The sequence below is a fragment of the Mesorhizobium sp. M1A.T.Ca.IN.004.03.1.1 genome, from assembly GCF_003997555.1.
Lineage (GTDB): Bacteria > Pseudomonadota > Alphaproteobacteria > Rhizobiales > Rhizobiaceae > Mesorhizobium.
On record NZ_RZTV01000001.1, the window covers coordinates 866,752 to 893,486 of the forward strand.

Below are 26,735 nucleotides of genomic sequence, written 5' to 3' on the forward strand. Positions count from 1 at the left end.
CGACGGATTCACCGCAGCGGGCGGCGCCCGGCGGTGCGGCTGCGCGCCGCAGCATCCGCGGGGGCTTCATCGGCCGGATAGCCGAAATCCTTCAGCTCCGAAATGGACAGACCGGCCAAAGCCCTGCGCTGCATGGCGTCCTGATACCGGCGCTGGAACCCGGCGAAGATTAACGCGATCTTGGCGGCGAGCGTGCCGGCAACTCGGGTGCTCGGCTGGCAGGTTCTGATATTGATGTAGGTCATTGTCATTCTCCCTCGTTCGAACTCACGAGGGCAGTGTCTCATCGGCGCGCTTTGGCAACGTTCGTCCAGGCGTGAAACCGCAGGAAAAAGCCCGCAAAATCGTCGTTAAGTCGGCGGCGGGACATGGTATTCTGCTTAACGCTGTTTCACGGGGCCCCGGATGTACATTCGATTGCTTGGCGGCATCGAGGTTGTCTCCGCAGGCGGGCAACCTCTGCACTTCGCGACGCGCAAGACGTCGCTGCTCTTTGCCGCGCTGGTTCTGGCCGGCCCGAAAGGGCTTCGCCGCGAGAAGGTGGCGGCGATGCTGTGGACCGGCAGCGGCGAGCAGCAGGCGCGAAACAGCCTGCGCCAGGCCCTGGTCGACATCAGGCGGCTGTTTCCGTCCACCGGCAACGAGGCCATTCGCATCGAAGGCAATGCCGACACCATCTGGGTGGTGGCGAATGACAACGAGGCCGACATCTGGATTTTCGACCGGAACTGCCAGGCCGATGACGGCGCGAGCCTCGCGGCAGCTGCCGACCTGTACCGGGGTGACCTGCTCGACGGACTGCCATCCCCCGGCGAAATCGACGAATGGCTTGCGCCGCTTCGGGCGAACTACACCCGCAAGGCGTTGGACCTGGCCGAACGGCTGAGCCTCCTGCCGGAACTCGGTGAACGCGAGGAGCAGGCCTGCGAAAGACTGGCTGAGCGGCTAGTGACGTCCGACCCATGCGCCGAGCAGGCCCACCGCGCCCTGATCCGCGTCTTCCGCCGCCACGGCCGCACCAACGACGCCTTTCGCCAGTTCCTGGCCTGTAAGGAAGCGCTCAAGCGCGAGCTCGGTGTCGAGCCTGAGGAAGCGACGCGGGCGCTGATCGAACGCATCGAGGCGCCAATGGAGCTGAAGGGTTCGATAGCCGACTATGGCCAGCCCGAGGCCGAACTTTCCCGCCTGGAAGCGAAGGCGCCTCGCCCTGTCGTTTCGGTGCCGGAAAAGCCGTCGATCGCGGTCCTGCCGTTCCAGAACATGAGCGGCGACGCCGAGCAGGAATATTTCACTGACGGCGTTGTCGAGGAGATCACGACGGCGCTGTCGCATGTCAGCTGGCTGTTCGTGATCGCGCGGAATTCCGCCTTCGCCTACAAGGGCCAGGCGGTTGACGTCACCCGCGTGGCACGCGAGCTCGGGGTGCGCTATGTGCTGGAGGGCAGTGTCCGCAAGGCCGGCAGCCGGCTTCGGGTGGCAGGTCAGCTTATCGAGGCGTCGGCGGGAGTAAATCTCTGGGCCGACCGCTTCGAAGGCGATGTCTCGGAAGTGTTCGAACTGCAGGACCTCGTTGCCTCCAGTGTCATCGGCGCAATTTCACCCAGACTCGAACAGGCCGAGATGGCGCGCGCCAAGCGCAAGCCCACCGAGAGCCTCGACGCCTATGACCACTATCTGCGCGGCATGGCGAGCCTTTACCGCTGGACGAGAGAAGGGCTGGAGGAGGCGTTGCCACAGTTCTACAGGGCCATCCAGCTCGACCCCGATTTTGCCGCCGCGGAAGGCGCTGCCGCCTGGTGCTATTTCTGGCGCATGGCGAATGGCTGGATGATCGACCGGCAGAAGGAAACAGCCGAGGTATCCAGGCTGGTCGGCGACGTGGCTATCGCCGGCAAGGACGATGCGGTGGCGCTGGCTTTCAGCGGCCTGGCGCTGGGTTATGTCACCGGCGATTACGAGGCCGGATCGGCACTGGCCGACCGCGCGCTCGTGCTCAACCCGAACTGCGCAGCCGCCTGGAGCGCCAGCGGCTGCCTCAAGGCCTGCCATGACGACCCGGACATGGCAATCGAGCACATGTCGCGGGCAAGGCGGCTGAGCCCGCTCGATCCGCTGACCTTCTTCATGCAGACCTTCACTGCCTTCGCTCACTTCGTGGCCGGCCGCTACGACGCCGCCTGGCCGCTCGCCGAGGCGGCGTCGCGCGCGCAGCCCTATTATCTCACCGGCCTGCGTGTGGCGGCCGCCAGCAACGCCATGGCCGGCAGGCTGGATGCCGCGAGCAGGCACATCGCGCGCTCGCTGGAGCTCGACCCGCAACTGAAGCTTTCCAACCTCAAGCATCGGGTAGGGCAGATCAGGCCAGAATATTTCGCCAAATATGTCGAGGCGCTACGGCTGGCCGGCCTCCCGGAATGACATGTCTTGGCGCTCTCTCGTCAGTCTGGTAGCGCCGCGGCCTTGATTTCCGCTCCGATGCGAAGCGTCTCACGCAGCAGGAGATCGAGGTCGTCGCGGCGGGTGCGGTGGTTGGTGATCGCGACCCGCAGGCAGTGCTGCCCGTGCACCGTGGTGTCGGACACGGCTGCAATGCCTTCTTCCTGCAGCCTGAGCATGATTTCGGTGTTGAACGCCTTGAGCCGTTCCTCGGAGGCGCCGTCCAGGCGATGGCGGAAGCAGACGATGTTGATGGTGGTCGGCGCCGTCAGCTCGAGCGCCGGCTCGGCCCGGATCAGCTCGGTCAGATAGCCGGCCTGGGCGATGTTCTGGTCGATCAGCCGCCCGAATTTCTCGATGCCATGCTCCTTGAGCGACATCCAGATCTTGAGCGCGCGAAAACCGCGCGATGTCTGCAGGCCATAGTCGTGCAGCCATTGCCCTGAGGCGAGGCCACGCGGCGTCGATTCCAGATATTCCGGCGTTACGGCGAAGGCGTTGCGGTGGGCGACGGCGTCGCGAACCAGCGCACAGCCCGCTTCGAATGGCGCGTGCAGCCATTTGTGCGGGTCGAGCGCGACGGAATGGGCGCGTTCAATGCCGGCGACGAGCGATCTGTTTTCAGGCGCGATGGCGATCAGGGCGCCGATGCAGCCATCGACATGAAACCAGAGGTCTTCCTCTGCCGCCAACACGGCCAGCGCCCGCAAGTCGTCGATCGCGCCCGTGTTGACGGTTCCTGCGGTGCCGATGATGCAAGCCGGCTTGAAACCTGCCGCGCGGTCTTCCGCGATGGCGGTCTTGAGCGCATCGACATCGATGCGCAGATCGGCGTCGGTCGAGACCCGCCGCAGCGCCCGGTTGCCGAGGCCGAGCGCTTCCATGGCCTTGCGGTGGCAGGAATGGACCTGGTCCGAGGCGTAGAAGCGCAACGGTTTTGGGATCGCCCCGACACCCCTTTCGCGCACGTCGACGCCTGCTTTGGCATTGCGCGCCACGGTCAAACCGATGAGGTTGGCCATCGAGCCGCCGCTGACAAGCGTGCCGCTGGCCGAAGCCGGGAAGCCCACCATCTCCTTGCACCAGTCGACCACCTGGCTGTCCATCAGCCCGGCGGCGTGATTGCCGCCGCCGAGGTTCGAGCCCTGGATCGCCGCCAGAAAATCGCCGAGCGCGCCCGTGAAATTGCTCGAGCCCATATACCAGGACCAGAAGCGCGGATGGATATTGCCCATCGGATAGGCCATGACGTTGCGGCCGACATCGCCATAGACCTCGGCTATCGGTGCCGGCGAGCGCGGCAGCGGCTCCGAGAAGAAGGCGCGAACCTCGACCGGCATTTGGCGCCACACCGGACGGTCCCGGACATCCTTGAGATAAGCGACGGCATCCTCGACGATCCGATGCGACAGGGCCTGCATCTCGGCCCAGTCTGGCGGGTCGAGCGTCTCATCCATCACCGCTGCTTCCTGCAAAGTGTCCATTCGCTGCTCCCCCGCCATCATTCCTGGATCGTCGCGCGGCGCCGCCATCCGAGTGGACGGCAGCGCCGCGATTTGTCCTCAGGCGTCGAACTGGCAGCCTGGTGTGGAGCGCGACAGTGCCGTCTCCTCGGCATCCATCTCAGCCTCGATGCCGTCGAAGAGCGGGGTCGACATGTAGCGCTCGCCGGTGTCGGGCAGCATGCACAAGATCACCGAGCCCGCCGGAGCGGTGCCCGCGATCTGGCGCGCGACGGCGAAGGTGGCGCCGCCTGAAATGCCGGTGAAGATGCCTTCCTGCTGCGCCAGAGCCTTGGCCCATTTAATGCCCTCCGGGCCGGCGATCGGCACCACATCGTCATAGTAGCGCTTATCGATCGCCTCCTGCAGCACGTTGGGGATGAAGTCCGGCGTCCAGCCCTGGATCGGATGCGGCTCGAAGGCCGGATGGCTGGCGGACGGCGCACCGCCCTGGCCACGCTCCTGCGGCTTGCCGCTGCCGATAAGCTGCGCGTTCGCCGGTTCGGCAAGCACGATGCGGACATCCGGCCGCTCGCGGCGCAGCACCCGGCCGACGCCGGCCACGGTCCCGCCGGTGCCGTAGCCGGTGACCAGCACGTCGAGGCGCGACCCTGCGAAATCGTTGATGATCTCGCGCGCCGTGGTCGCCTCGTGGATGGCGGCATTGGCTTCCGTCTCGAACTGGCGCGCCAGGAACCAGCCGTTGGCGTCGGCGAGTTCCACCGCCTTCTTGTACATCCCGAAACCCTTCTGGGCGCGCGGCGTCAGCACCACCTTGGCGCCAAGCATGCGCATCAGCTTGCGGCGCTCGATCGAGAAGCTGTCGGCCATCGTCACCACCAGCGGGTAGCCCTTCTGCGCGCAGACCATGGCAAGGCCGATACCGGTGTTGCCGCTGGTCGCCTCGACGACGGTCTGGCCCGGCTTCAGCTTGCCGCTACGCTCGCCTTCCTCGATGATGTTGAGCGCCAGCCGATCCTTCACCGAGGCCGCCGGATTGAAGAACTCGGCCTTCACATAGATGGTCGCGTGGCCGGGGCCGAGATTGTTGATACGGATGACCGGCGTGTCGCCGACGGTGTCGAGAATGCTGTCGAACAGCCGGCCGCGACCGGCAGTGGTCCTGATTTTCAACTTCTGCAACATGGGCTTTTCTCCTCGCGATCTCACGCGCCGGTTACAGACCGGCGGCTTGGGCGGCGCGGTTTCGACACCTTGCCGCGTTAGGTTGCTTGACCTGCCGCGAATGCGGCAACGGCGGCATTCCGGCATGGAATTGGGCTGCCGGATGCTTCCTGTCGTCTTTGGTGATAGAACATGGACCAACTGGTGAGCGTTGGAGAAGGCGTGGGAACATACGTGGAATCCAGCCGATCGAGCCCGAACGACACTGCCGCCGGCCTGTCCTTGCGACTGCTTGGGCAACTGACGATCGCGCGTGGCGGCGAGCCGGTTAAATTGCCTTCTTCGCGCAAGTTGCGCGCGCTGCTGGCCTATCTGGCGCTCGCGCCACATCCCGTCAGCCGCAGCCGGCTTTGCGAGCTTCTGTGGGACGTGCCGAACGATCCGCGCGGCGAGCTTCGCTGGTGCCTGAGCAAGCTTCGCGGCGCGCTTAACCAACCGGGCCGGCAGAGGGTCGAGACCGAGGGCGACACCGTGGCGCTTCGTCTTGCCGATACGAACGTCGATGCCGTCGAAGCCGCCGCAGCGGTCGCCGAAGGGATCGAGACGCTCAGCCTCGGGCGTCTTCGGGCGCTTGCGCAGCTCTTCGCCGGCGATTTCCTTGACGGGCTGGAGCTCGATCGGAGCCCGCATTTCACCAGCTGGCTGACCGCGCAACGCCGCCGTTTCAGCTCGTGCCACGTCGCCGTTCTGGAGCACATCATCGGCCTGCTCCCCCAGGGAGCCGATGAAGCGGGCGCCTATCTGGACAGATGGCTGGAACTCGCGCCCTTCGATGGCCGCGCCCATGTGGCGCTGCTGGAAAACCTTGCGCGGCGGGGACAGATCGGCGCCGGTGAGGAGCATATCGCGACCGCGGCGGAACTCTTCCGCTCCGAGGAGCTGGATGTCGCTCCCTTGCGGGAAGCATGGCATGAGATCAAGGCACGCCATTCCAGCGCAACGTCATGCGCGCGATCCGGGCTAGCTCTTCCGGCCCCGCAAGCACCGATCGTTGCCGTCGAATCCGAACCCGCATCGGTGCGCCGGGCCTCGTTGGCGGTGATGCCGTTCGCGGAAAGCGCCGTCAATTTCCGTGGCGGGCTTGCCGATGGCTTGACCCACGACATCATAACGCGGCTCGCCAAGCTTCGCGATTTCTTCGTCATTGCCCGCGGATCGGTTTTCGCGCTGGCCGAGAAGGACATCGCGCCGGAGGACGCCGGGCGCCGGCTGAATGTCGACTATGTGGCGACAGGCTCGGTCCGCAGCCTTTCGGGCAGGGTGATCGTCTCGGTCGAGCTCGTCGAGGTCCGCACCGCGAGGATTGTGTGGGCCGAGACCTTCGAGCACAGGCCGGACGAGATCTTCACGGTGATAGACGACATCGGCAACAGCATCGTCTCTTCGATCGCCGCCGAGATCGCGACCGTCGAGCGAAACCGGGCAATGCTTAAGGCGCCGAATTCGCTGAATGCGTGGGAAGCCTATCATCGCGGGCTCTGGCACATGTACCGCTTCACCCGCCAGGAAAACGAACTGGCGCAGCAGTTCTTCAATGACGCCCTGAAGCTCGACCCGACCTTCGCCCGAGCCTATGCAGGCCTCTCCTTCACGCATTGGCAGAATGCCTTTCAGCGTTGGGGCGATCGCGACCGTGAGGCGTCGCTGGCTTTCGCAACTGCCGGTCACAGCCTCCTGGTCGATGACCGCAATCCGGCCGCGCACTGGGCGATGGGCCGCGCCTTGTGGCTGCGCGGCGAGCAGGACGGCTCGCTGCTCGAGTTGGCAAAGGCCGTCGACCTCAGCCCGAACTTCGCGCTCGGCCACTATGCCCTGTCCTTTGTCCATTCGCAGTCGGGCGATCCGCAATCGGCGATCGGCTCCTCCGATCACTCGCGCCATCTCAGCCCCTTTGACCCATTGCTGTTCGGCATGATGGGCGCGCGGGCCATGGCCCATGCGCGGCTGGGCGAATACGATGAAGCCGCCGAATGGGCGCTGAAAGCTGCGGCCAGGCCCAACGCGCATGTCATCATCCTGGCGATCGCCGCGCATTGCTTGGCGCTGGCCGGCCGCCAGGACGAGGCACGAAACTTCGCCGCCGCGATCCGCACCACGTGGCCCGACTATCGGGCGGACGATTTCATCGCCACCTTCCGCTTCGACCGGGACGGCGAAGCCCTGTTCCGCAGAGGCGCGAAGCTGATCGGATTGAATTGATTTTCTGGCACATCCAAAGGCGTGTTGCGATTGAGGTCAGGCCGAGCCGAGAATGGCGGGTTCCGAGAGCCGGAGCGGAGCGTACTTGAAGTCCATGAGCACCAGCAAACGCGCGTTTGCAGGTCGGCATCACCTGAATATCAACAGGTCTCAGTGCATCAGCGGACCGCTGGCCTTGCGCCACGCATCGATGCCGCCCTGGATGTGGCGGGCGCTCGATATTCCGCGATCCTGCGCCGCCTGCACGGCCATCGCCGAGCGCTCGCCGAAGGCGCAATAGAACAGGATCTGCTTGGCTGTCGATTTCGCCAGCTCGTGCAGCATGCCGCCGGCGGCGATATTCTCCTGCAGCCGCGCATAGGGCAGATGGATCGCGCCGGGGATGACGCCGTGGCGATCCCGTTCGGATTGCTCGCGCAGATCGATCAGCGCCACGTCGGGCCGACCGACCAGCGCCAGCGCCTGTTCGGCGGTCACTGCCCAGCCGCGGCTGGCGATGTCGTCCTGATGCAGCCCCACCCGCATGTTGGCCGGCACGGCCACATCCATCATCTTCGGATTGGACAGCTTCAGGTTGTTCATGATATTCACGTACTCGTCCACCGACTTCACCTGCAGGCGCGGATTGAAGGCCTTTTCCTCGCCGATCGTCGACACGGTCTCGCCCTTGTAGTCGTGTGCCGGAAAGATCAGCGTCTCGTCGGGAAGCTTGAGCAGGCGGCCGAAGATCGAGTCATATTGCTGGCGCGGATCGCCGTTCTGGAAGTCGGTGCGGCCGGTGCCGCGAATGAGCAGCGTGTCGCCGGTGAAGACGCGGTCCGGCAGGACGAAGCTGTAGGAATCGTCGGTGTGGCCGGGCGTATAGACGACGTCCAGCGCCAGCCCCTCGATGGCAAGCTTGTCGCCGTCGGCAAGCCGCATCGACACGACGTCGGCCTTGGTCTGCTCACCCATCACGGTGACGCAATGCGTCCTGTCGCGCAACGCGCCGAGCCCGGTGATGTGGTCGGCATGAAGATGTGTGTCGACCGCTTTGACCAGTCTGAGGTCGAGCTCGTTGACCAGTTGCAGGTAGCGTTCGACCTTCTCCAGCACCGGATCGATGATCAGTGCCTCGCCGCCGCGGCGGCTGGCGAGGAGATAGGAATAAGTGCCCGAAACGGAATCGAAAAGCTGACGGAAGATCATTTTATCGGCCCCATGCGCGAGCGGCCCACCCCGGCTGCCGACCAAGTCTAGATCAAGCATGAGGTGCCCGCCAGCGAACACTTCATGCTTGAGTTAAGGCCGAGCTCCTACCGCCTGAGCACCGCGCTCAGCACGTCGCGGATGCCGATCGCGCCGACGAAGCGCGAGCCTTCGTCGAACAGCGCCACCGGTGCCGTCTGCGAGCGGTGCATGGCGAGCATCACCGTCTTCAGCGACGTGCCGGGATTGGCCCAGAACACCTGCGCACCCTCCTCCGGCTGCCTCTCGACCTCGGCGCAGGATACCCACACCGCCGGCTTGCCGTCGCGTTCGGCCGCCGCCACCAGGCCATGCTCGTCGATCTTGAAGCGCGTCGTCTTGCGCCGGTCGAGCCAGACCCAGCCATTCTCGCCCTGCTCGAGATCGCGGCGGTCGCGCATCACGTTCCAGGCGGTGAGCACCGAGAGCGGATTCACATTGGCGATGAAGTCGCGGACATAGTCGTTGGCCGGCCTGAGCACGATGTCTTCCGGCGCGCCGGTCTGGACGATGCGCCCGCCTTCCATGATGGTGATGTGGCTGCCGATCTTCAGCGCCTCCTCGAGGTCGTGGCTGACGAAGATGATGGTCTTCTTCAGCGCCGCCTGGAGCTGCAGGAGCTCGTCCTGCAGCTTGGTGCGGATCAGCGGATCGAGGGCCGAGAACGGCTCGTCCATCAACAGGATCGGCGCCTCGGTGGCGAAGGCGCGGGCGAGGCCGACGCGCTGCTGCATGCCGCCCGAAAGTTCATGCGCGTATTTCTTCGACCACTGGTCGAGATGGACCAGCTGGAGCTGCTTCTGCACCCGTGCCTTGCGCTCGGCCTCCGGCACGCCGGCGAGCTCCAGACCGAAGCCGACATTCTCCTCGACCGTGCGCCACGGCAGCAGGCCGAACTGTTGGAACACCATCGCCACCTGCTTCTGCCGCAGACGTCTCAGCGTCGGCTCATCGCAGGTGACGACGTCGACCGTGCGGTCGCCGTCATTGACCAGCACTTGGCCGCGCGACACCACGTTCAACCGGTTGACGGCTCTCAGCAGCGTCGACTTGCCGGAGCCGGAAAGGCCCATCAGCACCGAGATCTCGCCCTCATGCACGGTGAGGTTGGCGCCGGCGCAGCCCAGCACGTTGCCGGTCTTTTCGAGGATTTCGGCGCGGGTTGCGCCCTGGTCGATCAGCGCGAGGGATTGCGCCTGATCGGCACCGAAGACGATATCGACATTCTTGAAATCGACGGCGACGGTCATTTCTTGCCTCCAACGCCGATGCGGGTCATGCGATCGAGCACGATGGCGAGCACGACGATGGCAAGGCCTGCTTCAAGCCCGAGGTCGATCTTGCGGGAGCCCAGCGCGCGGTTGATTTCGGTGCCGAGACCGCCGGCGCCGATCAGCGCCGCGAACACCACCATCGACAGCGACAGCATGATCGACTGGGTCAGCCCCGCCATGATCGTGGGCAGCGCCGAGGGCAATTCGACCTTCCACAGAAGCTGGTTCTTGGTGGCGCCGAAGGACTCGCCCGCCTCGATGATCGCCTTGGGCACCGAGACGATGCCGAGATGGGTGAGACGCACCGCCGTCGGGATGACGAAGATGATGGTGACGATGAGGCCGGGCGCGTTGCCCAGCCCGAACAGCGTCAGCACCGGGATCAGGTAGACGAAGGTCGGCAGCGTCTGCATCAGGTCAAGCACCGGCAGCATCACGCGGTAGACCTTCGGCTTGTGCGCCGCCCAGATGCCGAGCGGCACGCCGATCGCCATTGCCATGGCGGCGGCGGCCACCACCAGCACCAGTGTCTGCACCGTCTGCTTCCAGAGGTTCTGGTTAATGATGAAGATGAGGCCGATGAAGACGCCGATGGCGAGCGGCCGCGAGCGTTGCAGGAACCAGGCGATGACGGCGACGACCAGCGCCAGCAGAACCGGCGGCAGCATCAGCAGGAGGTCCACCGCCCCGTCGAGGATGAAGTTCAGGCCGTTCGAAAAGGCCCTGAAGACGGTATCGAAATTCTCGGTGAGGAAGCCGAAGAAGGCCTTGCCCCATGGACCTATGGGAATCTTGTAGGCGACCAGAAATTTCGAGATCGGATCCATCTTTCCCCTCTTTGATCCTTGCCGCCCTTGCCGAGCGGTCACCTTCTCACAGCATATGAAAAAGGGCAGCCTTTTCCAGCGGCTGCCCCTTTCCGGAGATCATGCCGGACTCAAAGCCGGCTCAGCTCCCGAGCGCGGTCTTGATGGCCGCAGCCGCATCGCCGCCGTCGAAGGTGGTCACGCCGGCGATCCAGGGCGCGATCGCGTCCGGATGCTTCTTCAGCCAGTCGGTGGCGACCGTCTGGGCATCGCCGCCTTTCAGGATCGCGTCCATCATCTCGCCTTCCATGTCGAGATTGAATTTCAGGTTGGAGATGAACTTGCCGGCATTCGGGCACTCGGTGGTGTAGCCCTTGCGCGTGTTCGTATAGACGGTGGCGGCGCCGAAACCGCTGTCGCCCATCCCGTCGAGATAGGTGATCTTCATGGCGCCCATCACCGGATGCGGCGTCCAGCCGAGGAAGGCGATCCACTCATTGTTCTTCATCGACTGCTCGGCCTGCGTCAGCATGCCGGCTTCCGAGGACTCGACCAGCTCGAAGCCTTCGAGATTGTCCTTCGGGTTCTTGATCATGTCGAGGATGATGCGGTTGCCGTCATTGCCGGCCTCGATGCCGTAGATCTTGCCGTTGAACTTGTCCTTGAACTTGCCGAGATCGGTCAGTGTCTTGACGCCCGCATCGGCGACATAGGTCGGCACGACGATGCCGTAGCCGGCGCCGGTCAGGTTGGTGCTTACCGTCTCGACCGAGCCGTCGGCGGTATAGTCCTTGATGTCATTGGTCATCGACGGCATCCAGTTGCCGAGAAAGACGTCGAGGTCCTTGTTCTTCAGCGACGCATAAGTCACCGGCACCGAAAGCTGGATCACCTGCGGCTCGTAGCCGAGCGCGGTGAGCAGCACCGAAGCCACCCCGGTGGTTGCCTGGATATCGGTCCAGCCGACATCGGACAGTCGCACGGCCTTGCAGCTCGCCGGATCGCCGGCATAGGCCGCGGTCGTGGACAGAAGCGCCGCCAGCCCGAGGCCGGCGACGAAGGATTTCATACGCGACATGAACTTTCTCCCATTGCGGTTTTTTAAAGCGGCGCGAAGTCACGGTTCTTGCGCCCGCCTTGTTTCGCCAGCCAAACACCATTTTGATGCGGTTTCAAGCGGTTCCACACCGCGATCAACGGCGCGCGCTTGCCATTCAGCGACATGCCGCGCTTTCCGGCGGGCCCGCTTTTTTGGTGGAAGGAGCCCGCGGCCCCTTCCCCGCCCCGCGGCAATTGAGCTTAAACACTCATATGGCCAAGCTCTACTTCAACTACGCAACGATGAATGCCGGCAAGACGACGATGCTCCTGCAGGCATCCTACAACTATCGCGAACGCGGCATGACGACGATGCTGTTCGTCGCCGGCCATTATCGCAACGGCGACAAGGGACTGATCTCGTCGCGCATCGGTCTCGAGACCGAGGCCGAGATGTTCCGCGACGGCGACGATCTCTACGCCCGCGTCGCCGAGCATCATGAGCACACCACCGTGCATTGCATATTCGTCGACGAGGCGCAGTTCCTCGAGGAGGAGCAGGTCTGGCAGTTGGCCCGCATCGCCGACCGGCTGAACATCCCGGTCATGTGCTACGGCCTGCGCACCGATTTCCAAGGCAAGTTGTTTTCCGGCTCGCGCGCGCTGCTCGCCATCGCCGACGATCTGCGCGAAGTGCGCACCATCTGCCGCTGCGGCCGCAAGGCGACGATGGTCGTTCGCCTCGGTCCCGACGGCAAGGTGGCAAAGCAAGGCGAGCAGGTGGCGATCGGCAAGGACGTCTATGTCTCGCTCTGCCGCCGGCACTGGGAAGAGGAAATGGGCAGGGCTGCGCCCGACGACTTCATCGGCTTTGCCCGCAACTGAGACGGGAGCCTCGCGACTTCCGACTAAGTTGGGCAATCGCTGCCATCGGCCGGCTGATGGCCGGCTTGATTGCCACGATCCGCCACAAGAGATTTTGCACATTTCCCAGCGCCGCAGCTTGTTCGCAAAAACAAGAGCTTAAGGCATACCAGCTAAAGCTGCCTGAAGGCGGCGCGCATTACTCCGCCAGGAGCATGCTTGCCTTATCTTTCAAGGACCTGGCCAATTCTTTTGTTTTGCCACGTCTCCCTGTCTTCCTTCTTTCAATCCCTTGAGCCCCCACATATATTCGGCGACGTGCGACACGAAACCGGATGCCGAAGCGGGAGGCCCCTATGGCGACGTTGCAGAATTTCGATGCCGAAATTGCCAAGACCAAGCAGGTCGTCGAGGACATGCGCACCAAGATCGAGCAGTCCGGAACCGTGCTCGACACGCTGGCGCAGGCCGACAGGAAGATCGGCGATGCCAATTTCGACCTCGAGAACGCCCGCATCGAGGACGTGCTGAAACAGCAGAAGGTCATGGAAGGCAATATCGCCGACCTGATCATCGGGCTGGAGGACGCCACCAATGTCTTCGGCGCCGAATTCGAGAGCATGAAGAGCTATACCGGCTGGGAAAATCTGGTCGGCGTCTTCTCCGAGCAGCGCAAGCAGCGCATGCGCACCGACCGCGTGCGCAACATGTCGCTCGCCGGCAATTTGCAGGAGCTGCTGGCGAAATCGGACACCATCGTCGGCATCCTGAAAGCCCAGAAGCAGATCCTCGACCAGCGCTACAAGACCTCCGAAGCTAGCCTGTCGCAGGTGATCGAGCGCCGCAAGGCGACCATGACCAATCTCGAGGCGGTGCAGAAACGCATCGAGGAACTCAACCCGATGCTGCTCGACATCGAGAACAAGATCGCCGCCTCGACCAGCCAGAAGGAACGCACCCAGCTCGAGGGCGAGCGTTCGAAGATGGCGACCGAGTACAACGAGAAGCAGGCCAAGGAGCAGGAGCTGCTGGCCGAAAGCCAGACGCTGGAGCGCTACACCTCGATGTTTCAGACGTTTGTCGATTCCCTCAACAACCAGATCGCCGCGCAGTCGACGCTGATCAACAAGCTGACAATCGACACCGAGCAGCGCATCGTGCTCTACAAAGCTCTGGAAGACTCGCTGAAGACGGCCGCCCAGCAGGACGTTGCCCACAAGATCAACACGCTGGGCAGCCAGGTCGACAACACGGCCGAGGAGACGATGGCCGGCATCGGCGCCGCTTCGCAGAAGCACATCGGCGATCTCTTGGAGATGCACGAGAAGAATATGGTGGCCACCGCCGACATCCAGCGCCGCAAGAAACTCGCCGACGACGCCTTCGCCCGCCGCTTCGACGAGGTGATGAAGAAGCACAATTCGGCGAACTACGTGCAGCAGTAGGCGGTGTGACGGCATTCTTCGACACGGCGGTGCCATGACCCCCGAAAATGAAGCGGCGGCGCGCTACTTCTTCGCCATCACCGCAGCGCTGAGCGGGCTCGAACTGTTCATGCGCGACGACCGCTCGCCGCTCTACCGGCACGGCATCGTCGCCAAGATCGTCGCCGAATACATCGCCCGGCTGGAAAACTCATTCGACTGCTGGCGCAACCGGCTGGGCTTCATGGATACGTTCCGCATTTCGCGCGCCGACAGCGGCTATCCGGTGTTCCAGAATCTGCTCGAATTGGAGAACGACCGCCGACAGGCAGATAGCCGGTTGGCCAACATTCCGCAGGCCGGCGAGTTGCGCGAGGAGATGGCCGACTTCATCCTGCGCCACAAGGAATTGCCTGTGGCGCTGCAAAGGTCGATGGCCGAGCGGCTCTATCTGGAGGGTGTCAAGAGCGAGACCACCTTCGGTCCGTTCACCCTGGCGCAGACGGCCAAAGTCTCGGTCAATCCGAAGACCATGCGGCCTTACTACCTCGTCCACTGGGCCTCGTTCGACGGCAGCGCCAACCTGCCGCTGATCTATATGGTGACGGTCGAGGACTCCTCCGAGAGCATGGTGCGACAGCTCGTCGACGCGAACGGCAAGCTGAACGAGAAGATCGACATTCCGCTTCCTGTCGATGGCCTGCTCAACCCCGAGCTTGCCCACCGCTTCGACGATTTCACCGAGAAGAATTCCGCCTACACGCTGTCGCCGGCGACCATCGCGGTCAATCTCGACAAGGATTTCGAGCCGCTGCACCCGAAGCAGTTGCGGCGCGTCGTGCTCGGCCCCTTCTATTCGGCCGGGATCACCGAGAACAATTCGACCGTTACCGAGGTTCTGGCCAAGGTGCGCAAGCCGGAGAACGCCTGGCTGCTCACTTGGACCATCCAGGAAGTCTTTTCCAAGTCCGAGAAGCCCGGCCGCAAGGGGCTGTTCTCCAGCGAAAAGTCTACGCAGGAATTCTTCATCAACACCGACGACCTCGAAGCGGCGCGCCAAGGCGTCTCCAGCTACGAGAACCACGCGCTGATCCCGCACGAGGCCTATCAGGCGCTCTATGCCGCGGGCGAAGCGCAGAAGATCTTTTCCGGCTACAAGGTCCACATCCTGTCCAAAGGGCAGGTCATCAGCGATGTGTGACCGTCGAATCGCGGAGTATCCGTAATGGACACCGGGCTGACCACGATCTCGGAATCGACAATCGAAAAGCATCGCGCCACCGCGCAGAGCTTCATCACCCGCATCGTCGTGCTGGAGGATCCATCGCGCGAGTCCGGCACCGCGCTCGCCGGCACCAACCGGCGCTTCGTCTCGACCGTCTCGGCCGGTTCGGTGCGCCGCACGCGCGAGGTCGAACTGTCGAAAACGGTCGCCGCGATCCATCCCGACGACCAGCTGATGAGCATCCCCCAGCACATGCTTCTCTACCGCGCCCGCCGCGGCCTGGCGATCGCGCTGGCCATATCGGATGTCTTTGCCGAGGGATCCGATCTCGAAAGCCTGCAGGCCAAGAACGCGCGTGCCCCGCTCGAAGGCGACGAGGCGGCGACATTCAAGAAGCTGCTGTCGGCCTCCGCCTACGTTTCGGCTTTCAGCTTCGCCTCCTACCTGTTCCAGCTGATCGATAGCGACGGCGAGGCGCCGAACGACAGTCCCGAACCCGACTTCCTGTTCGACACGCCGCAGGACGCGGTGAAGTCGATCGTGGCAGGCCTCGACAAGGCGATTGCCGGCTCCAAGGACGATGCCGATCTGATGACCAGGGCGCGCGCATTCGCCCGCGTCGCCATCGACGGGCTGCTCGCGCGCAAGGGGCGCTTCGACGGCATCGGTCCGTTCGAGAACGCGCATATCCGCATTGATGCCGACGACTTCACCCTCGACGGTTTCGACGTCGCGCCCGGCAAGCGCTTGAAGCCGCTGGTGATGACCTTCAAGAAGCCGGAAGAGGTCGTCGGCAATCACATTGCCAAATACCAGTCGGTAAAGCTTGCCAAGATGCTGATGGCCTATGATTTCGACCGCGAGCTGAACCCCTTCGTCGAGCTCGGCGGCTTTCTGTTCACCTTCATCGGCGACGGCGCGCCAGGCACCGGCAAGACGACGCTGATCCAGATGATCGCCGGCCTCGTCAACAACTACTGTCAGGTCGCCGGCTATCCCTTCGTCTACAAGAATTTCGGGGTCGACCAGATTTCTTCCTACCAGGGCAAGTCCGGCCAGAACTGCCGGCAGTTCATCAACAATGTGCTCAATCCGCGGGCCATCGGTTTCGGCACCATCGACGACATCGACCAGGTTGCGGCGCGCCGCTCCGATGACCGCGCATCCGCCGGCCAGCAGGAGATCACGGGCGTCCTCATGGACGCATTCGCTGGCGCTTCCACCGTGGTGCGCGGCAACTGCTCCTTCGGCATGTTTTCCAACTACCCCGAAAATGTCGACGATGCGCTGCGCCAGCGCGCCGGCGCCCGCTGGCGGGTCGACGGCCCGCAGAGCCGTGACGACTACATCGACATCTTCGTGCTGCTCGCCGGCAAGAACCACAAGATCCCGCTGGGCGAGCACGAGCTCTATGCCGCGCAGGAAATCCAGCGCGCGGTGACTGCCGCTTATGAGGAGCACGAGAAGCCGCAGGAAGATGGGCTGATGAAGGTCTATGAGCGCTACATGAAGGAAAACGGCGCGCCGAAGACGATGGCCGATATCGGCACCTACCTGCACATGATCAAGGATGCCGAGCCGCGCTTCACCGGCCGCGCCATCAAGAATGTGACCGACGCCATCAAGATGCGCGCCATGGATATCGAGCTGCCGGACGACTGGTTCGAGAAGCCGGAAGCCTTCATGCACAAGAGCTACGACGACAAGAAGGCGATGATCGAGGAGTTGCGCGGGCCGTTCTCGATGGACATGGTCATGCAGGAGATCAACCGCTACGCCGATTCCGAATTCCGCTACTCCGACAAGTCCGACGACGCGGCGGTCGAGAAGCTTTTGCGCGACGCGCGGCTGCGCGAACGCGCCGTGCGCGAGATGGAGGAGCTGAAGAAGAAGGGGCTTTGGAATGCGTAGGCCTCCTTCGCTGCCCGCAAGTGCGGAAGGATGTGGTGCCAACGTCGGCGCCTCCCTCTCCCCGTCCTTCACGGGGAGAGGGTAAGGGTGAGGGGCAGCGCCGTGCGTGGACCAGAAGTCGCTACAACGAAACGGGCAAGACGCCTCCGGCAGTCGGATAACGACGCGGAAACAGCTCTTTGGATGGAACTGCGCGACAGACGATTGAATGGCCATAAGTTTGTGCGGCAGTTTCCGATAGGCAATTATTTCGCTGATTTTGCCTGCAGGGAGTGCCAGCTCGTTGTCGAGGACGATGGCAGCCAGCATGCAGGCAACAGCTACGACCAGATCAGGGATCGCTTCCTGGTCTCAAACAATCGGTCCGTTCTCCGCTTCTGGAATGTCGATGTCTTGAAGAAGCGGGATGAGGTGCTCGAAACCATACTTGCTGCGATCGAATGCCGTCTCGATCGTCTGATCGAGACGCACGAGCTTCGATTTATTGCTGCCAGCGGCTACGGGGAGACAAATCTTTGATCGTTGGCGCCGCCCCTCACCCTTACCCTCTCCCCGTCAAGAACGGGGAGAGGGGGGCGTCGGCGTTGCCGCTTCGCCTTTCGAGGCTACATCCGTCGGACCTTTGCCAATGACCCGTCCCGCCAAAAAGCCCGACCTTCTGCGCGACAACGAGCTGATCTATGGCAGGCTGCTCGTCGTCGATGAGCCGCATCTCATCCAGCGCTACAACAAGGCTCTCGTCGCCTTCGGCCTCGAGCCGACCAAGCTGACGAGCTTCCAGATCGACCGCACCGGTTTCTCGCCCGAGGTGGCCGAGGAATGCGGCGATTACGGCTATCTCGATCCCAACGAGGTCAACCGCCGCTTCATCATCCTGACGCCGTCGCAAATCGATCTGCCGGTCGTGCACACCGCCTTCTCCAACACCTCGCAGCTGATGTTCGAGTTCATGTCCAAGAACCAGCGCGCCATCGACGCGCTGACCATCAAGGACGTCATCTACGGCGAGATCGAGGACTCCGTCCCCAAGGTCGACGACATCGAGGACCTGCTGTCGATCAATCAGGTCGAGTTCAAGGTTTTGTCGGCCGAGGACGTGCTCGGCAAGGCGGCCGAGCTCGGCAAGCTGGTCGACCGGCTGAAGCAGGAGCCCGACGCCTGGCGCGACAACGCCATGCTCGAGCGCATGGTCGGCCTCGCCAAGGTCTGCGGCGACATCCGCGAGAACGCGCTGGTGCCCGATCAGGTGATCTTCCGCCACAACGCCTACTGGACCAGCCATTTCGGCGGGCTCTACGTCTTCGTCGACCCCGACATGACGACGGTGATCAGCGATCCGGCAGCCCCCGGCTTCCGCCGCTCGCGGCCGTGGCAGGTCAGCTATCTGTCGATCAACGACGCCGACAAGGTATTCCGCTTCCTCACCGCCACCGGCCGCCTGGACCTGCCGCGCGCTTCCTGGATCGAGACCTCGGGCTATCTGGAGCACCGCGCCGAGATGGTGGTGAGGGCGCTGATCCGCGATGCCGAGCCCAACCGCAACCTGACGAACGTCGACAAGGTCTGGCTGCAGACCTGGATCCACAGCCATGCCGACCTGATTGCCAGCGACGGCAATTTCCCTTTCCTCAACGTCGCCAAGCGCGAGATCGCCCAGTTCGGCCACCTGAAGCTTGAAGATGTGCCGCCGCGCCAGCGCTTCCTGGTTGTGCGCGCCAAGCCCGATCATCCCGATGCCTGGCTCACCAATCAGTTGATCTCGGATTTCGTGCCGCAGGACTTCGTCTCGCGCTACGTCTTCAATAAACCGGGCTTCTACAAGGACTTCGACGGCTTCAGCGATGCATGGCGATCGCATGTTGTGGACGTTCTGAAAACCACATATTTGAAGGACAAGGCGGCATTCCGCGCGCGCCTTTTCGGCTTGACGGACTGAGGGGGGGACGAGAGCCATGCTTGATCCGATCGTGAGTTTCTTCACCCGGATTTTCCAGTGGATCGGCCGCGGCATAGGCTTCGTCGTCGGCATTATTCTCTGGCCGTTCATATGGGCCGGCCGCTGGTACGGCCAGCGCGGCTGGATCCTGAAGGCGGTGGTCGGCCTTGCCTTGCTGGTTTTGATCGGCCTTTACGCCAACTTTTTCTACGCCACCCAGTGGTGGAACAATTTCGACCCGAACTATCCTGACAAATACACCTTCGAGAAGCGCAGCGTCTCGGCCGGCGAGCAGGTCTCCGCCGGCGCTGGCACCGACACCGCCAAGACCTGCGGCAACTCAGGGATAGCCCAGGTGGCTGCCGATCTGACGGACTTCAACGTCAACCAGAATGCCTGGGTCTCCTCGATGATCCTTTACAAGCTCGGCTTGTTCGGCATCGACTGGGACCATACGCCGTGGATGGACAACAAGGCCTCCTTCCAGCGCGGCATCAACCAGGCGGTCCGGCGCACCGCCACCGAGCTTGCCGACAATCTCGGCCGCGTGCGCACCACCTCGCAGATCGACGCCGACCTGCAGGATGCACGCGGCAATCTGCAATTTGACGAAGAGACCTGGTATTTCGGCCTCAACCCGTTCGGCCCCAAGACGCCGACGCCGAGCTACTACCGCGACGCGGTGCGCAAGCTGCGCTCCTTCAACGCTCGCCTTGCCAGCTGTCAGGCGACGTTCGATGCCCGCGCCGACAATCTGAAGCAATATATCGACCGCATCGCCAGCGACATCGGCTCGACCTCCGCGATCTTGAAGGAGCGCGCCGAGAACCATAATGACGGCTGGTTCGACTTCCGCGCCGACGACCGCTTCTGGTTCGCCTATGGCCAGCTCTACGCCTATTACGGCCTGATGAAAGCGGCGCAGGCCGACTTCGAGGACGTGATCAAGGAAAAGCACCTGCAGAATTTGTGGGACACCATGGACGCGCAATTCGTCTCGGCACTGCGCATCCAGCCCTTCATCATCGCCAACGGCCGCGAGGACGGCTGGCTGTTGCCGACGCATCTGACAACCATGGGCTTCTATATCCTGCGCGTGCGCTCCAACATGGTCGAGATCAGCAACGTGCTCAGCCAATAGCGCGGCCGCCACAGCAGGAGGGTGGCGGATTTGCGCCGTCGCGTCTGTCGCATTCCGCGCATTGCGCGGCTGTTTTGAGACGGCGGAACGATCCCTGCTCTGGCTTCTATACGCTCGCAACGACCGGGCGCCAAAGAACCTTGGGGAGGTCGGCCGGGAACGCAATAATTTCTTCGCAGGAAACATAGTTGCATGGAAGTTGACGCCGTGACAGCGACAGGGTTAGAACATGCCCTTGCGTCCGGGCGGAAACGCAGAACCGCCCCGTTTCCTCGTTTAACGCAATTCCGGACGGCAGACCGTCTCACACTTTTCCTGGAATTGCTGTAGTGATCGAAACCCTCCCCTCCACCGCCCAATCCAGAGGAAAGCCGTCATGGCCGAAGTGAAGTCCGACATCGAGATCGCGCGCGCCGCCAGGAAGAAACCGATCCAGGAGATCGGCGCCAAGATCGGCATCCCTTACGAGCACCTTTTGCCCTATGGCCACGACAAGGCGAAGGTCTCGGCCGAATTCATCAAATCGGTGAGGGGCAACAAGGACGGCAAGCTGATCCTCGTCACCGCCATCAACCCGACGCCGGCCGGCGAAGGCAAGACGACCACCACGGTCGGCCTCGGCGACGGCCTCAACCGCATCGGCAAGAAGGCGATCGTGTGCATCCGCGAAGCCTCGCTCGGCCCGAACTTCGGCATGAAGGGTGGCGCCGCCGGCGGCGGCCTGGCCCAGGTGGTGCCGATGGACGATATGAACCTCCACTTCACCGGCGACTTCCACGCGATCACCACGGCCCACAACCTGCTTTCGGCGCTGATCGACAACCACATCTACTGGGGCAACGAGCTCGGCATCGATACCCGCCGCGTCGCCTGGCGCCGCGTCATGGACATGAACGACCGGGCGCTGCGCGAGATCATCTGTTCGCTGGGAGGCGTCGCCAACGGCTTCCCCCGTGAAGCAGGCTTCGACATCACCGTCGCTTCGGAAGTCATGGCGATCCTGTGCCTTGCCACCGACCTCAAGGATCTTGAGAAGCGCCTCGGCGACATCATCGTTGCCTACCGCCGCGACAAGTCGCCGGTCTATGCCCGCGATCTCAAGGCCGACGGCGCCATGGCCGTGCTTTTGAAGGACGCCATCCAGCCCAACCTGGTGCAGACGCTGGAGAACAACCCGGCCTTCGTGCATGGCGGCCCGTTCGCCAACATCGCGCATGGCTGCAACTCGGTCGTCGCCACCACGACGGCGCTGAAGCTTGCCGACTACGTCGTGACCGAAGCCGGCTTCGGCGCCGACCTGGGAGCCGAAAAATTCTTCGACATCAAGTGCCGCAAGGCCGGGCTCCAGCCGGCGGCCGCCGTGATCGTCGCCACCGTGCGCGCCATGAAGATGAATGGCGGCGTCAAGAAGGAAGATCTCGGCAAGGAAAACATCGAAGCGGTCAAGAAGGGCTGCCTCAACCTCGGCCGTCACATCGAGAACGTGAAGCAGTTCGGCGTGCCGGCGGTGGTGGCGATCAACCACTTCACCACCGACACCGACGCCGAAATCCAGGCGATGAAGGACTTCGTCAAGGCGCAGGGCGCCGAGGCGATCCTGTGCAAGCACTGGGCTCAAGGCTCGGCCGGCATCGAGGACCTGGCGAAGAAGGTTGTCGAGATCGCCGAATCCGGCGCCTCGCAGTTCTCGCCGCTTTACCCGGACGAGATGCCGCTGTTCGAGAAGGTCAACACCATCGTCAAGCGCATCTATCGCGGCGACGAGGCGATCGCCGACAAGTCGATCCGCGACCAGTTGCATGCGTGGGAACAGGCAGGCTACGGCAATCTGCCGGTCTGCATGGCCAAGACCCAGTACTCCTTCTCGACCGACCCGAACCTGCGCGGCGCGCCGACCGGCCATACCGTGCCGGTGCGCGAGGTCAGGCTCTCGGCCGGCGCCGGCTTCGTCGTCATCATCTGCGGCGAGATCATGACCATGCCCGGCCTGCCCAAGTCGCCCTCCTCGGAGAAGATCTTCCTCAATGAGCAGGGCCAGATCGAGGGCCTGTTCTAGGCAGCGTTGGGAGCTGAAACGACCAAGGGCGCCGCACTGCTGCCGCGCCCTTTTTCTTTCGGAGTTGGTGCGGCTAGAGCAGTTCCAGGAAAAGTGTGAGCCGTTTTCCGTCCGGAATTGCGTCAAAAACAAAAAGCCAGAGCATTTCGCCGTTTCCGTGAAACGGTGAATGCTTTAGGCAGCGTTCCGCTTCAGCGCCCGCTGGTTCGACGCATAGATCGTGTCGCGCTCCGGCAGGGCGCCGGTCTTCAGGCAATCGATCCATTCGGCGGTCTTGAGCACCGCGGCGAAGCGCGACTGCAGCACCACGCTCACCACGCGATGGATTTCTTCGGCAGACGCGTAGCCGGCGCTGTTGGCGTAGGGAACCGAGCCGCTGGCATCCGAGAGGAACTCGACGGCAAAGCCCATATGCACCGCATGGATGATGGTCGACAGGTCGCAATTATGCGTCATGTAGCCGACGACCGCGATCGTATCGATGTGGTTGGCGCGTAGCCAGTTCTCGAGGTCGGTGCCTGTGAAGGCGGAGGGCAGCGTCTTCTCGACATAGTGGTCGCGGGCGCGCCCGGCGATCTCGGGATGCAGTTCGCCGCCATGGCTGCCCTTGGCGAAGATCGGCGAAGTCTCCGGCGCCATCTGCTTCACGACAACGACCTTGATGCCGGCAGCAGTGGCGGCGTCCATGGCGCGCGCCACGTTGGCGACGCTGTCGGCGAAGGGCGGATGCTGGATGGCGAGATTGCCGCCATTGTAGTGCGCGGCGTGGCTGGGTGGCTGGTGCTGACATGGCGGTTCCTTTCGAGCGGGTTGATAGGTGGCGAAGCTAGGCCGAACATCTATTCCCAGAAAGTGGCCCAATTGACATTATTCGAAAGAATTGGGACACTCCTTGCCGTAACCTGGTGATGTCTGCCATGCGCACTCCGATCGTCGCCGTCGTCGCCTTCGACGGCATCAGCCCGTTCCACCTTTCCGTGCCTTGCCTGGTCTTCGGCGCGGACCGCACCAAGCTCGGTCTGCCGCGCTTCGACTTCCGCGTTTGCGCGGCGGAGCAAGGACCTATCCATACCGATGCCGGTTTGAGCATTTCGGTCCCGCACGATCTTTCGGCGCTCGACCAGGCCGACATCGTCATCATCCCAAGCTGGAAAGAGCTCGATGCTCCTCTGGCCGCGCCGCTCAAGCATGCTCTTGAACGGGCACATAAGCGCGGCGCGCTGATCGTCGGCCTCTGCCTCGGCACCTTCGCCATCGCCGCCGCCGGACTGCTGGCGGGACGCAAAGCCACCACGCATTGGGCCTATACCGACCAGTTGCAGACGCTGCACCCCGATATCGCCGTCGATGCCGACGTGCTCTATGTCGATGAAGGCGACATCGTTACCTCGGCCGGCGTCGCCGCCGGGCTGGACTGCTGCCTGCACATTGTGCGCGCCCGCTACGGCGCCGAGGCAGCGCTTCGGCTCGCCCGCCACGTCGTGCTGTCGCCGCACCGGCAGGGTGGACAGGCTCAGTTCATCGAGCGACCGCTCGCGCCGACGCCAAACGCCGACCGGTTCACAAAGGCACTTGACGGGGTGCGGGCAACGCTTGGCGAAGCTCACACCCTGGACAGCGTCGCCGAAGCAGCTGGCCTCACCCGCCGCACCGTCACGCGTCGCTTCCAGAAGACGACCGGCACCAGCTTCGGCAGTTGGCTGGCCGAACAGCGCTTGGCGCTGGCGCAGAGGCTGCTGGAACAGACCGACAAATCGATGGACATGGTGGCCTTCGAGGCCGGCTTCGGCAGCGCCACGTCGCTGCGCCAGCATTTCGCGGCACGGCTCAGAACCTCGCCGATGCAGTACCGGCGCGAATTCTCGAAGGGCAGCGCACGGGTCGCCCTCAGCGGCGTGTAACCATCCGCGCCGGGTTGCCGACCACGGTCGCATTGGCCGGAACGTCGCGCGTCACCACCGCGCCGGCGCCGACGATGGCGCCTTCGCCGATGCTGACGCCGGCGAGGATCACCGCGCTGCCGCCGATCCACGCGTTGTCGCCGATCGTCACCGATTTGGCGATCTCCAATCCGGCCAGCCGCCCGGCGGCCTCGCGGTGATGCTCGGCGCAATAGATCTGCACATTGGGGCCAAGCAGCGTCCTCCTGCCGATCTTCACCGGAGCGGCATCGAGAATGGTGCAACCGGCGTTCAGGAAGGCGCCCTCGCCGAGGAACAGGTTGAAGCCGTAAGCGCAGTGGAACGGCGCCTCGATGCGCGCGCCCTCGCCTAGGCCGCCGAGCAGCGCTCGCAGTGTCGCGCCGATGTCGCCGCGCTGCCGGGGCGGCATGCTGTTGTGCTCGAACACTGCGTCGCGGGCGGCCACCCGCATCGCCTCCAGCTCCGGGTCGATGCAGCTGTACCATTCACCCGCCGCCATCTTCATGCGCTCGCTTGTCGTCATGGCTGCTCCTCCATTCCCGTCCCGCTGCCAAAGCACAATCCGCCCGACCGGAAAAGCCCATGGCCAAACGCCAGGCCTATGCTAGCTTGCCATCCGCGGAACCGTGCGGAGCTCCGAATTTGAGGGGATGATGATGCTCTACATTCTGGCATTGCTGATTGGCGTCGTCGCCGGCCTTCGCGCCATGACCGCGCCAGCGACCGTTGCCTGGGGTTCGTATCTCGGCTGGATCCCGGTTGCCGGCACATGGGCAAGCTTCATGGGCCACTGGATCGCGGTCGGCATCTTCACCGTCCTGGCGATTGTCGAACTTGTCACCGACCAGTTGCCGTCGACGCCGAGCCGCAAGGTGCCGCAGCAGTTTGGCGCGCGCATCGTCACGGGCGCCTTCTGCGGCGCGGTGATCGGCGCCACGGTCGGCGCCACCATCGGCGGCCTCATCGCCGGCGCGATCGGCGCGGTGATCGGCACGCTGGGCGGCGCGGAAGCACGCGCCAGGATGGCTGCCGCCTTCGGCAAGGATCCGCCCGCCGCCTTCATCGAGGACGCGGTGGCGATCATCGGCGGCCTGCTGATCGTGGCGGCGGTCGCATGAGCGCGAAAAACTTCGACGCCATCGTCATCGGCGCCGGCCAGGCCGGCCCTTCGCTCGCCGGCCGGCTCGACGCCGCCGGCATGAGCGTTGCGCTGATCGAGCGCAAGCTTATTGGCGGAACCTGCGTCAACACCGGCTGCATGCCGACCAAGGCGATGGTGGCGAGCGCCTACGCCGCGCATCTTGCCCGCCGCGCCGCCGACTATGGCGTCGCGCTCTCCGGTCCGGTCGGGGTCGACTATCAAAGGATCAAGGCACGCAAGGACAAGGTGACCAACGATGCCCGCGGCAATCTCGAAAGCTGGATCGCGGGGATGAAGGGCTGCACGCTTTATCGCGGCCATGCCAGGTTCGAATCCGCTAATACAGTGCGCGTCGCCGACGACCTGCTGACCGCGCCAAAAATCTTCCTCAACACCGGCGGCCGCGCCTCCGTGCCGGACCTGCCCGGCGTCAACGACGTCCCCTATCTCACCAACTCCTCGATGATGGATCTCGATGTGCTGCCCAGCCATCTGGTCGTCGTCGGCGGCAGCTATATCTCGCTCGAATTCGCCCAGATGTTCCGCCGTTTCGGCTCCGAGGTCACGGTGATCGAGAAAGCGCCGCGGCTGACGGGCCGCGAGGACGAGGACGTCTCGGCCGCGATCCAGTCGATCCTCGAAAACGAAGGCATCACCGTCCATGTCGGCGCCGAGGACATCGGCTTTGCCAGGCAGGGCAACGGTATCGCCGTGACCTTCTCTGCCGGCAAGCCGCCGGCGGTCGGCTCGCATGTGCTGCTGGCGCTCGGCCGCGTCCCCAACACCGACGACCTCGGCCTCGACAAGGCCGGCGTCGAGGTCGACAAGCGCGGCTACATCGTCGTCGACGACCACTTGCGCACCAATGTGCCCGGCATCTGGGCCATGGGCGACTGCAACGGCAAGGGCGCTTTCACCCACACCTCCTACAACGACTACGAGATCGTCGCCGCCAATCTGCTCGACAACGATCCGCGCAAGGTCACCGATCGCATCGAGGCCTATGCGCTTTACATCGATCCGCCGCTCGGCCGCTGCGGCATGACCGAGACCGCTGTCAAGAAATCCGGCCGCCGCGCGCTTGTCGGCCAGCGGCCGATGACCCGTGTCGGCCGCGCCGTCGAAAAGGGCGAGACGCAAGGCTTCATGAAGATCCTGGCCGACGCCGACACCGGCGAGATCCTCGGCTGTTCGGTGCTCGGACCGGGCGGCGACGAGGCGATCCACTCAGTGCTCGACCTGATGTATGCCAAGGCGCCGATCTCGACGCTGGCGCGCGCCATGCACATCCACCCCAACGTCTCGGAGCTTCTGCCGACCATCGCCCAGGACTTGAAGCCGCTGGCATAACGGCAGATCGCCGCTCCACGTCGGGGCCTCTCGGTCTTGGCAAAACAGTGCTCAAGGCGTCCGACGATCGGCTTGCGCCTATCGCGCGGGCGGACTGG

Annotated in this window: 23 protein-coding genes; 13 read left to right on the top strand and 10 right to left on the bottom strand. The window is 63.8% G+C overall.

Annotated elements, in window-relative coordinates; genetic code table 11:
* Positions 1 to 8 precede the first annotated feature (8 nt).
* Entirely contained in the window at positions 9 to 245 is a 237-nt protein-coding gene (locus EOD29_RS04175) for a hypothetical protein (protein WP_040996927.1), read from the bottom strand.
* A gap of 160 nt (positions 246 to 405) precedes the next feature.
* On the opposite strand from EOD29_RS04175, the gene EOD29_RS04180 reads away from it, so the two are divergent.
* Entirely contained in the window at positions 406 to 2,418 is a 2,013-nt protein-coding gene (locus EOD29_RS04180) for a BTAD domain-containing putative transcriptional regulator (RefSeq protein WP_127245988.1), read from the top strand.
* Between the two features lie 20 nt (positions 2,419 to 2,438).
* Here EOD29_RS04180 and EOD29_RS04185 read toward each other — a convergent pair whose 3' ends face one another.
* Both EOD29_RS04185 and EOD29_RS04190 read right to left on the bottom strand, forming a co-directional pair.
* Positions 2,439 to 3,920, bottom strand: a complete 1,482-nt coding sequence (locus tag EOD29_RS04185; protein ID WP_127245989.1) for an aspartate aminotransferase family protein — start codon at positions 3,918 to 3,920, stop codon at positions 2,439 to 2,441.
* A gap of 78 nt (positions 3,921 to 3,998) precedes the next feature.
* On the bottom strand, positions 3,999 to 5,084 hold the full coding sequence (locus EOD29_RS04190; RefSeq protein ID WP_066994265.1) for a pyridoxal-phosphate dependent enzyme: 1,086 nt from the start codon (positions 5,082 to 5,084) through the stop codon (positions 3,999 to 4,001).
* Between the two features lie 171 nt (positions 5,085 to 5,255).
* On the opposite strand from EOD29_RS04190, the gene EOD29_RS04195 reads away from it, so the two are divergent.
* Complete coding sequence (locus EOD29_RS04195) at positions 5,256 to 7,322, top strand: BTAD domain-containing putative transcriptional regulator (protein ID WP_127245990.1); 2,067 nt, start codon at positions 5,256 to 5,258, stop codon at positions 7,320 to 7,322.
* Between the two features lie 150 nt (positions 7,323 to 7,472).
* On the opposite strand, the gene EOD29_RS04200 is transcribed toward EOD29_RS04195, so the two are convergent.
* The 5 genes from EOD29_RS04200 to EOD29_RS37805 all read right to left on the bottom strand — a co-directional run bounded on the left by EOD29_RS04200 (position 7,473) and on the right by EOD29_RS37805 (position 11,853).
* The gene (locus EOD29_RS04200; RefSeq protein ID WP_127246147.1) at positions 7,473 to 8,510 is read right to left on the bottom strand and encodes an MBL fold metallo-hydrolase; all 1,038 of its coding nucleotides are present in this window, start codon (positions 8,508 to 8,510) and stop codon (positions 7,473 to 7,475) included.
* A gap of 107 nt (positions 8,511 to 8,617) precedes the next feature.
* Positions 8,618 to 9,799 carry a choline ABC transporter ATP-binding protein gene (gene choV, locus EOD29_RS04205; RefSeq protein ID WP_095777280.1) on the bottom strand — a complete coding sequence of 394 codons (1,182 nt, stop codon included), beginning with the start codon at positions 9,797 to 9,799 and terminating at the stop codon, positions 8,618 to 8,620.
* Positions 9,796 to 10,650 carry a choline ABC transporter permease subunit gene (choW, locus tag EOD29_RS04210; RefSeq protein WP_066994259.1) on the bottom strand — a complete coding sequence of 285 codons (855 nt, stop codon included), beginning with the start codon at positions 10,648 to 10,650 and terminating at the stop codon, positions 9,796 to 9,798. Before choW ends, choV begins: the two co-directional genes overlap by 4 nt.
* A 121-nt stretch (positions 10,651 to 10,771) precedes the next feature.
* Positions 10,772 to 11,707 carry a choline ABC transporter substrate-binding protein gene (locus EOD29_RS04215; protein WP_066994256.1) on the bottom strand — a complete coding sequence of 312 codons (936 nt, stop codon included), beginning with the start codon at positions 11,705 to 11,707 and terminating at the stop codon, positions 10,772 to 10,774.
* Between the two features lie 23 nt (positions 11,708 to 11,730).
* The gene (locus EOD29_RS37805) at positions 11,731 to 11,853 is read right to left on the bottom strand and encodes a hypothetical protein (protein WP_259979959.1); all 123 of its coding nucleotides are present in this window, start codon (positions 11,851 to 11,853) and stop codon (positions 11,731 to 11,733) included.
* A gap of 87 nt (positions 11,854 to 11,940) precedes the next feature.
* On the opposite strand from EOD29_RS37805, the gene EOD29_RS04220 reads away from it, so the two are divergent.
* From EOD29_RS04220 to EOD29_RS04255, 8 genes are all read left to right on the top strand, one after another.
* Positions 11,941 to 12,552 (top strand): thymidine kinase, encoded by a 612-nt coding sequence (locus tag EOD29_RS04220; RefSeq protein ID WP_066994253.1) that lies wholly within the window; start codon positions 11,941 to 11,943, stop codon positions 12,550 to 12,552.
* Between the two features lie 335 nt (positions 12,553 to 12,887).
* Positions 12,888 to 13,976 carry a hypothetical protein gene (locus EOD29_RS04225; protein ID WP_095801837.1) on the top strand — a complete coding sequence of 363 codons (1,089 nt, stop codon included), beginning with the start codon at positions 12,888 to 12,890 and terminating at the stop codon, positions 13,974 to 13,976.
* Positions 13,977 to 14,010: 34 nt separating this feature from the next.
* Positions 14,011 to 15,156 (top strand): hypothetical protein, encoded by a 1,146-nt coding sequence (locus tag EOD29_RS04230; RefSeq protein ID WP_127215404.1) that lies wholly within the window; start codon positions 14,011 to 14,013, stop codon positions 15,154 to 15,156.
* A gap of 24 nt (positions 15,157 to 15,180) precedes the next feature.
* On the top strand, positions 15,181 to 17,091 hold the full coding sequence (locus EOD29_RS04235) for an ATP-binding protein (RefSeq protein WP_127245991.1): 1,911 nt from the start codon (positions 15,181 to 15,183) through the stop codon (positions 17,089 to 17,091).
* Between the two features lie 102 nt (positions 17,092 to 17,193).
* Complete coding sequence (locus tag EOD29_RS04240; protein ID WP_127246148.1) at positions 17,194 to 17,610, top strand: DUF559 domain-containing protein; 417 nt, start codon at positions 17,194 to 17,196, stop codon at positions 17,608 to 17,610.
* 109 nt (positions 17,611 to 17,719) lie between these two features.
* Positions 17,720 to 19,027 (top strand): DUF6638 family protein, encoded by a 1,308-nt coding sequence (locus tag EOD29_RS04245; protein WP_127245992.1) that lies wholly within the window; start codon positions 17,720 to 17,722, stop codon positions 19,025 to 19,027.
* Between the two features lie 16 nt (positions 19,028 to 19,043).
* Complete coding sequence (locus tag EOD29_RS04250) at positions 19,044 to 20,168, top strand: DUF2333 family protein (protein ID WP_095777276.1); 1,125 nt, start codon at positions 19,044 to 19,046, stop codon at positions 20,166 to 20,168.
* Positions 20,169 to 20,544: 376 nt separating this feature from the next.
* Positions 20,545 to 22,224 carry a formate--tetrahydrofolate ligase gene (locus tag EOD29_RS04255; RefSeq protein ID WP_067326468.1) on the top strand — a complete coding sequence of 560 codons (1,680 nt, stop codon included), beginning with the start codon at positions 20,545 to 20,547 and terminating at the stop codon, positions 22,222 to 22,224.
* A 174-nt stretch (positions 22,225 to 22,398) separates the two neighbouring features.
* Here EOD29_RS04255 and EOD29_RS04260 read toward each other — a convergent pair whose 3' ends face one another.
* Positions 22,399 to 23,085, bottom strand: coding sequence for a cysteine hydrolase family protein (locus tag EOD29_RS04260; protein WP_245475214.1), 687 nt, complete (start codon positions 23,083 to 23,085; stop codon positions 22,399 to 22,401).
* 56 nt (positions 23,086 to 23,141) lie between these two features.
* On the opposite strand from EOD29_RS04260, the gene EOD29_RS04265 reads away from it, so the two are divergent.
* The gene (locus EOD29_RS04265; RefSeq protein WP_127245993.1) at positions 23,142 to 24,125 is read left to right on the top strand and encodes a helix-turn-helix domain-containing protein; all 984 of its coding nucleotides are present in this window, start codon (positions 23,142 to 23,144) and stop codon (positions 24,123 to 24,125) included.
* On the opposite strand, the gene EOD29_RS04270 is transcribed toward EOD29_RS04265, so the two are convergent.
* Entirely contained in the window at positions 24,112 to 24,669 is a 558-nt protein-coding gene (locus EOD29_RS04270) for a sugar O-acetyltransferase (RefSeq protein ID WP_127245994.1), read from the bottom strand. The two genes, EOD29_RS04265 and EOD29_RS04270, sit on opposite strands and share 14 nt — an antisense overlap.
* Before the next feature lie 133 nt (positions 24,670 to 24,802).
* Here EOD29_RS04270 and EOD29_RS04275 point away from each other — a divergent pair, with 133 nt between their 5' ends.
* Both EOD29_RS04275 and EOD29_RS04280 read left to right on the top strand, forming a co-directional pair.
* Complete coding sequence (locus EOD29_RS04275; protein WP_067327104.1) at positions 24,803 to 25,264, top strand: DUF4126 domain-containing protein; 462 nt, start codon at positions 24,803 to 24,805, stop codon at positions 25,262 to 25,264.
* The gene (locus EOD29_RS04280; protein WP_127245995.1) at positions 25,261 to 26,637 is read left to right on the top strand and encodes an FAD-containing oxidoreductase; all 1,377 of its coding nucleotides are present in this window, start codon (positions 25,261 to 25,263) and stop codon (positions 26,635 to 26,637) included. Before EOD29_RS04275 ends, EOD29_RS04280 begins: the two co-directional genes overlap by 4 nt.
* Positions 26,638 to 26,735: the final 98 nt, after the last annotated feature.

Excerpts from the sequence above, each read along its gene's own strand:
- EOD29_RS04175 (WP_040996927.1), bottom strand. The coding sequence starts at position 245 with ATGACCTACATCAATATCAGAACCTGCCAGCCGAGCACCCGAGTTGCC.
- EOD29_RS04180 (WP_127245988.1), top strand. The coding sequence starts at position 406 with ATGTACATTCGATTGCTTGGCGGCATCGAGGTTGTCTCCGCAGGCGGG.
- EOD29_RS04185 (WP_127245989.1), bottom strand. The coding sequence starts at position 3,920 with ATGGACACTTTGCAGGAAGCAGCGGTGATGGATGAGACGCTCGACCCG.
- EOD29_RS04190 (WP_066994265.1), bottom strand. The coding sequence starts at position 5,084 with ATGTTGCAGAAGTTGAAAATCAGGACCACTGCCGGTCGCGGCCGGCTG.
- EOD29_RS04195 (WP_127245990.1), top strand. The coding sequence starts at position 5,256 with ATGGACCAACTGGTGAGCGTTGGAGAAGGCGTGGGAACATACGTGGAA.
- EOD29_RS04200 (WP_127246147.1), bottom strand. The coding sequence starts at position 8,510 with ATGATCTTCCGTCAGCTTTTCGATTCCGTTTCGGGCACTTATTCCTAT.
- choV (WP_095777280.1), bottom strand. The coding sequence starts at position 9,799 with ATGACCGTCGCCGTCGATTTCAAGAATGTCGATATCGTCTTCGGTGCC.
- choW (WP_066994259.1), bottom strand. The coding sequence starts at position 10,650 with ATGGATCCGATCTCGAAATTTCTGGTCGCCTACAAGATTCCCATAGGT.
- EOD29_RS04215 (WP_066994256.1), bottom strand. The coding sequence starts at position 11,707 with ATGTCGCGTATGAAATCCTTCGTCGCCGGCCTCGGGCTGGCGGCGCTT.
- EOD29_RS37805 (WP_259979959.1), bottom strand. The coding sequence starts at position 11,853 with ATGTCGCTGAATGGCAAGCGCGCGCCGTTGATCGCGGTGTGGAACCGC.
- EOD29_RS04220 (WP_066994253.1), top strand. The coding sequence starts at position 11,941 with ATGGCCAAGCTCTACTTCAACTACGCAACGATGAATGCCGGCAAGACG.
- EOD29_RS04225 (WP_095801837.1), top strand. The coding sequence starts at position 12,888 with ATGGCGACGTTGCAGAATTTCGATGCCGAAATTGCCAAGACCAAGCAG.
- EOD29_RS04230 (WP_127215404.1), top strand. The coding sequence starts at position 14,011 with ATGACCCCCGAAAATGAAGCGGCGGCGCGCTACTTCTTCGCCATCACC.
- EOD29_RS04235 (WP_127245991.1), top strand. The coding sequence starts at position 15,181 with ATGGACACCGGGCTGACCACGATCTCGGAATCGACAATCGAAAAGCAT.
- EOD29_RS04245 (WP_127245992.1), top strand. The coding sequence starts at position 17,720 with ATGACCCGTCCCGCCAAAAAGCCCGACCTTCTGCGCGACAACGAGCTG.
- EOD29_RS04250 (WP_095777276.1), top strand. The coding sequence starts at position 19,044 with ATGCTTGATCCGATCGTGAGTTTCTTCACCCGGATTTTCCAGTGGATC.
- EOD29_RS04255 (WP_067326468.1), top strand. The coding sequence starts at position 20,545 with ATGGCCGAAGTGAAGTCCGACATCGAGATCGCGCGCGCCGCCAGGAAG.
- EOD29_RS04265 (WP_127245993.1), top strand. The coding sequence starts at position 23,142 with ATGCGCACTCCGATCGTCGCCGTCGTCGCCTTCGACGGCATCAGCCCG.
- EOD29_RS04270 (WP_127245994.1), bottom strand. The coding sequence starts at position 24,669 with ATGACGACAAGCGAGCGCATGAAGATGGCGGCGGGTGAATGGTACAGC.
- EOD29_RS04275 (WP_067327104.1), top strand. The coding sequence starts at position 24,803 with ATGCTCTACATTCTGGCATTGCTGATTGGCGTCGTCGCCGGCCTTCGC.
- EOD29_RS04280 (WP_127245995.1), top strand. The coding sequence starts at position 25,261 with ATGAGCGCGAAAAACTTCGACGCCATCGTCATCGGCGCCGGCCAGGCC.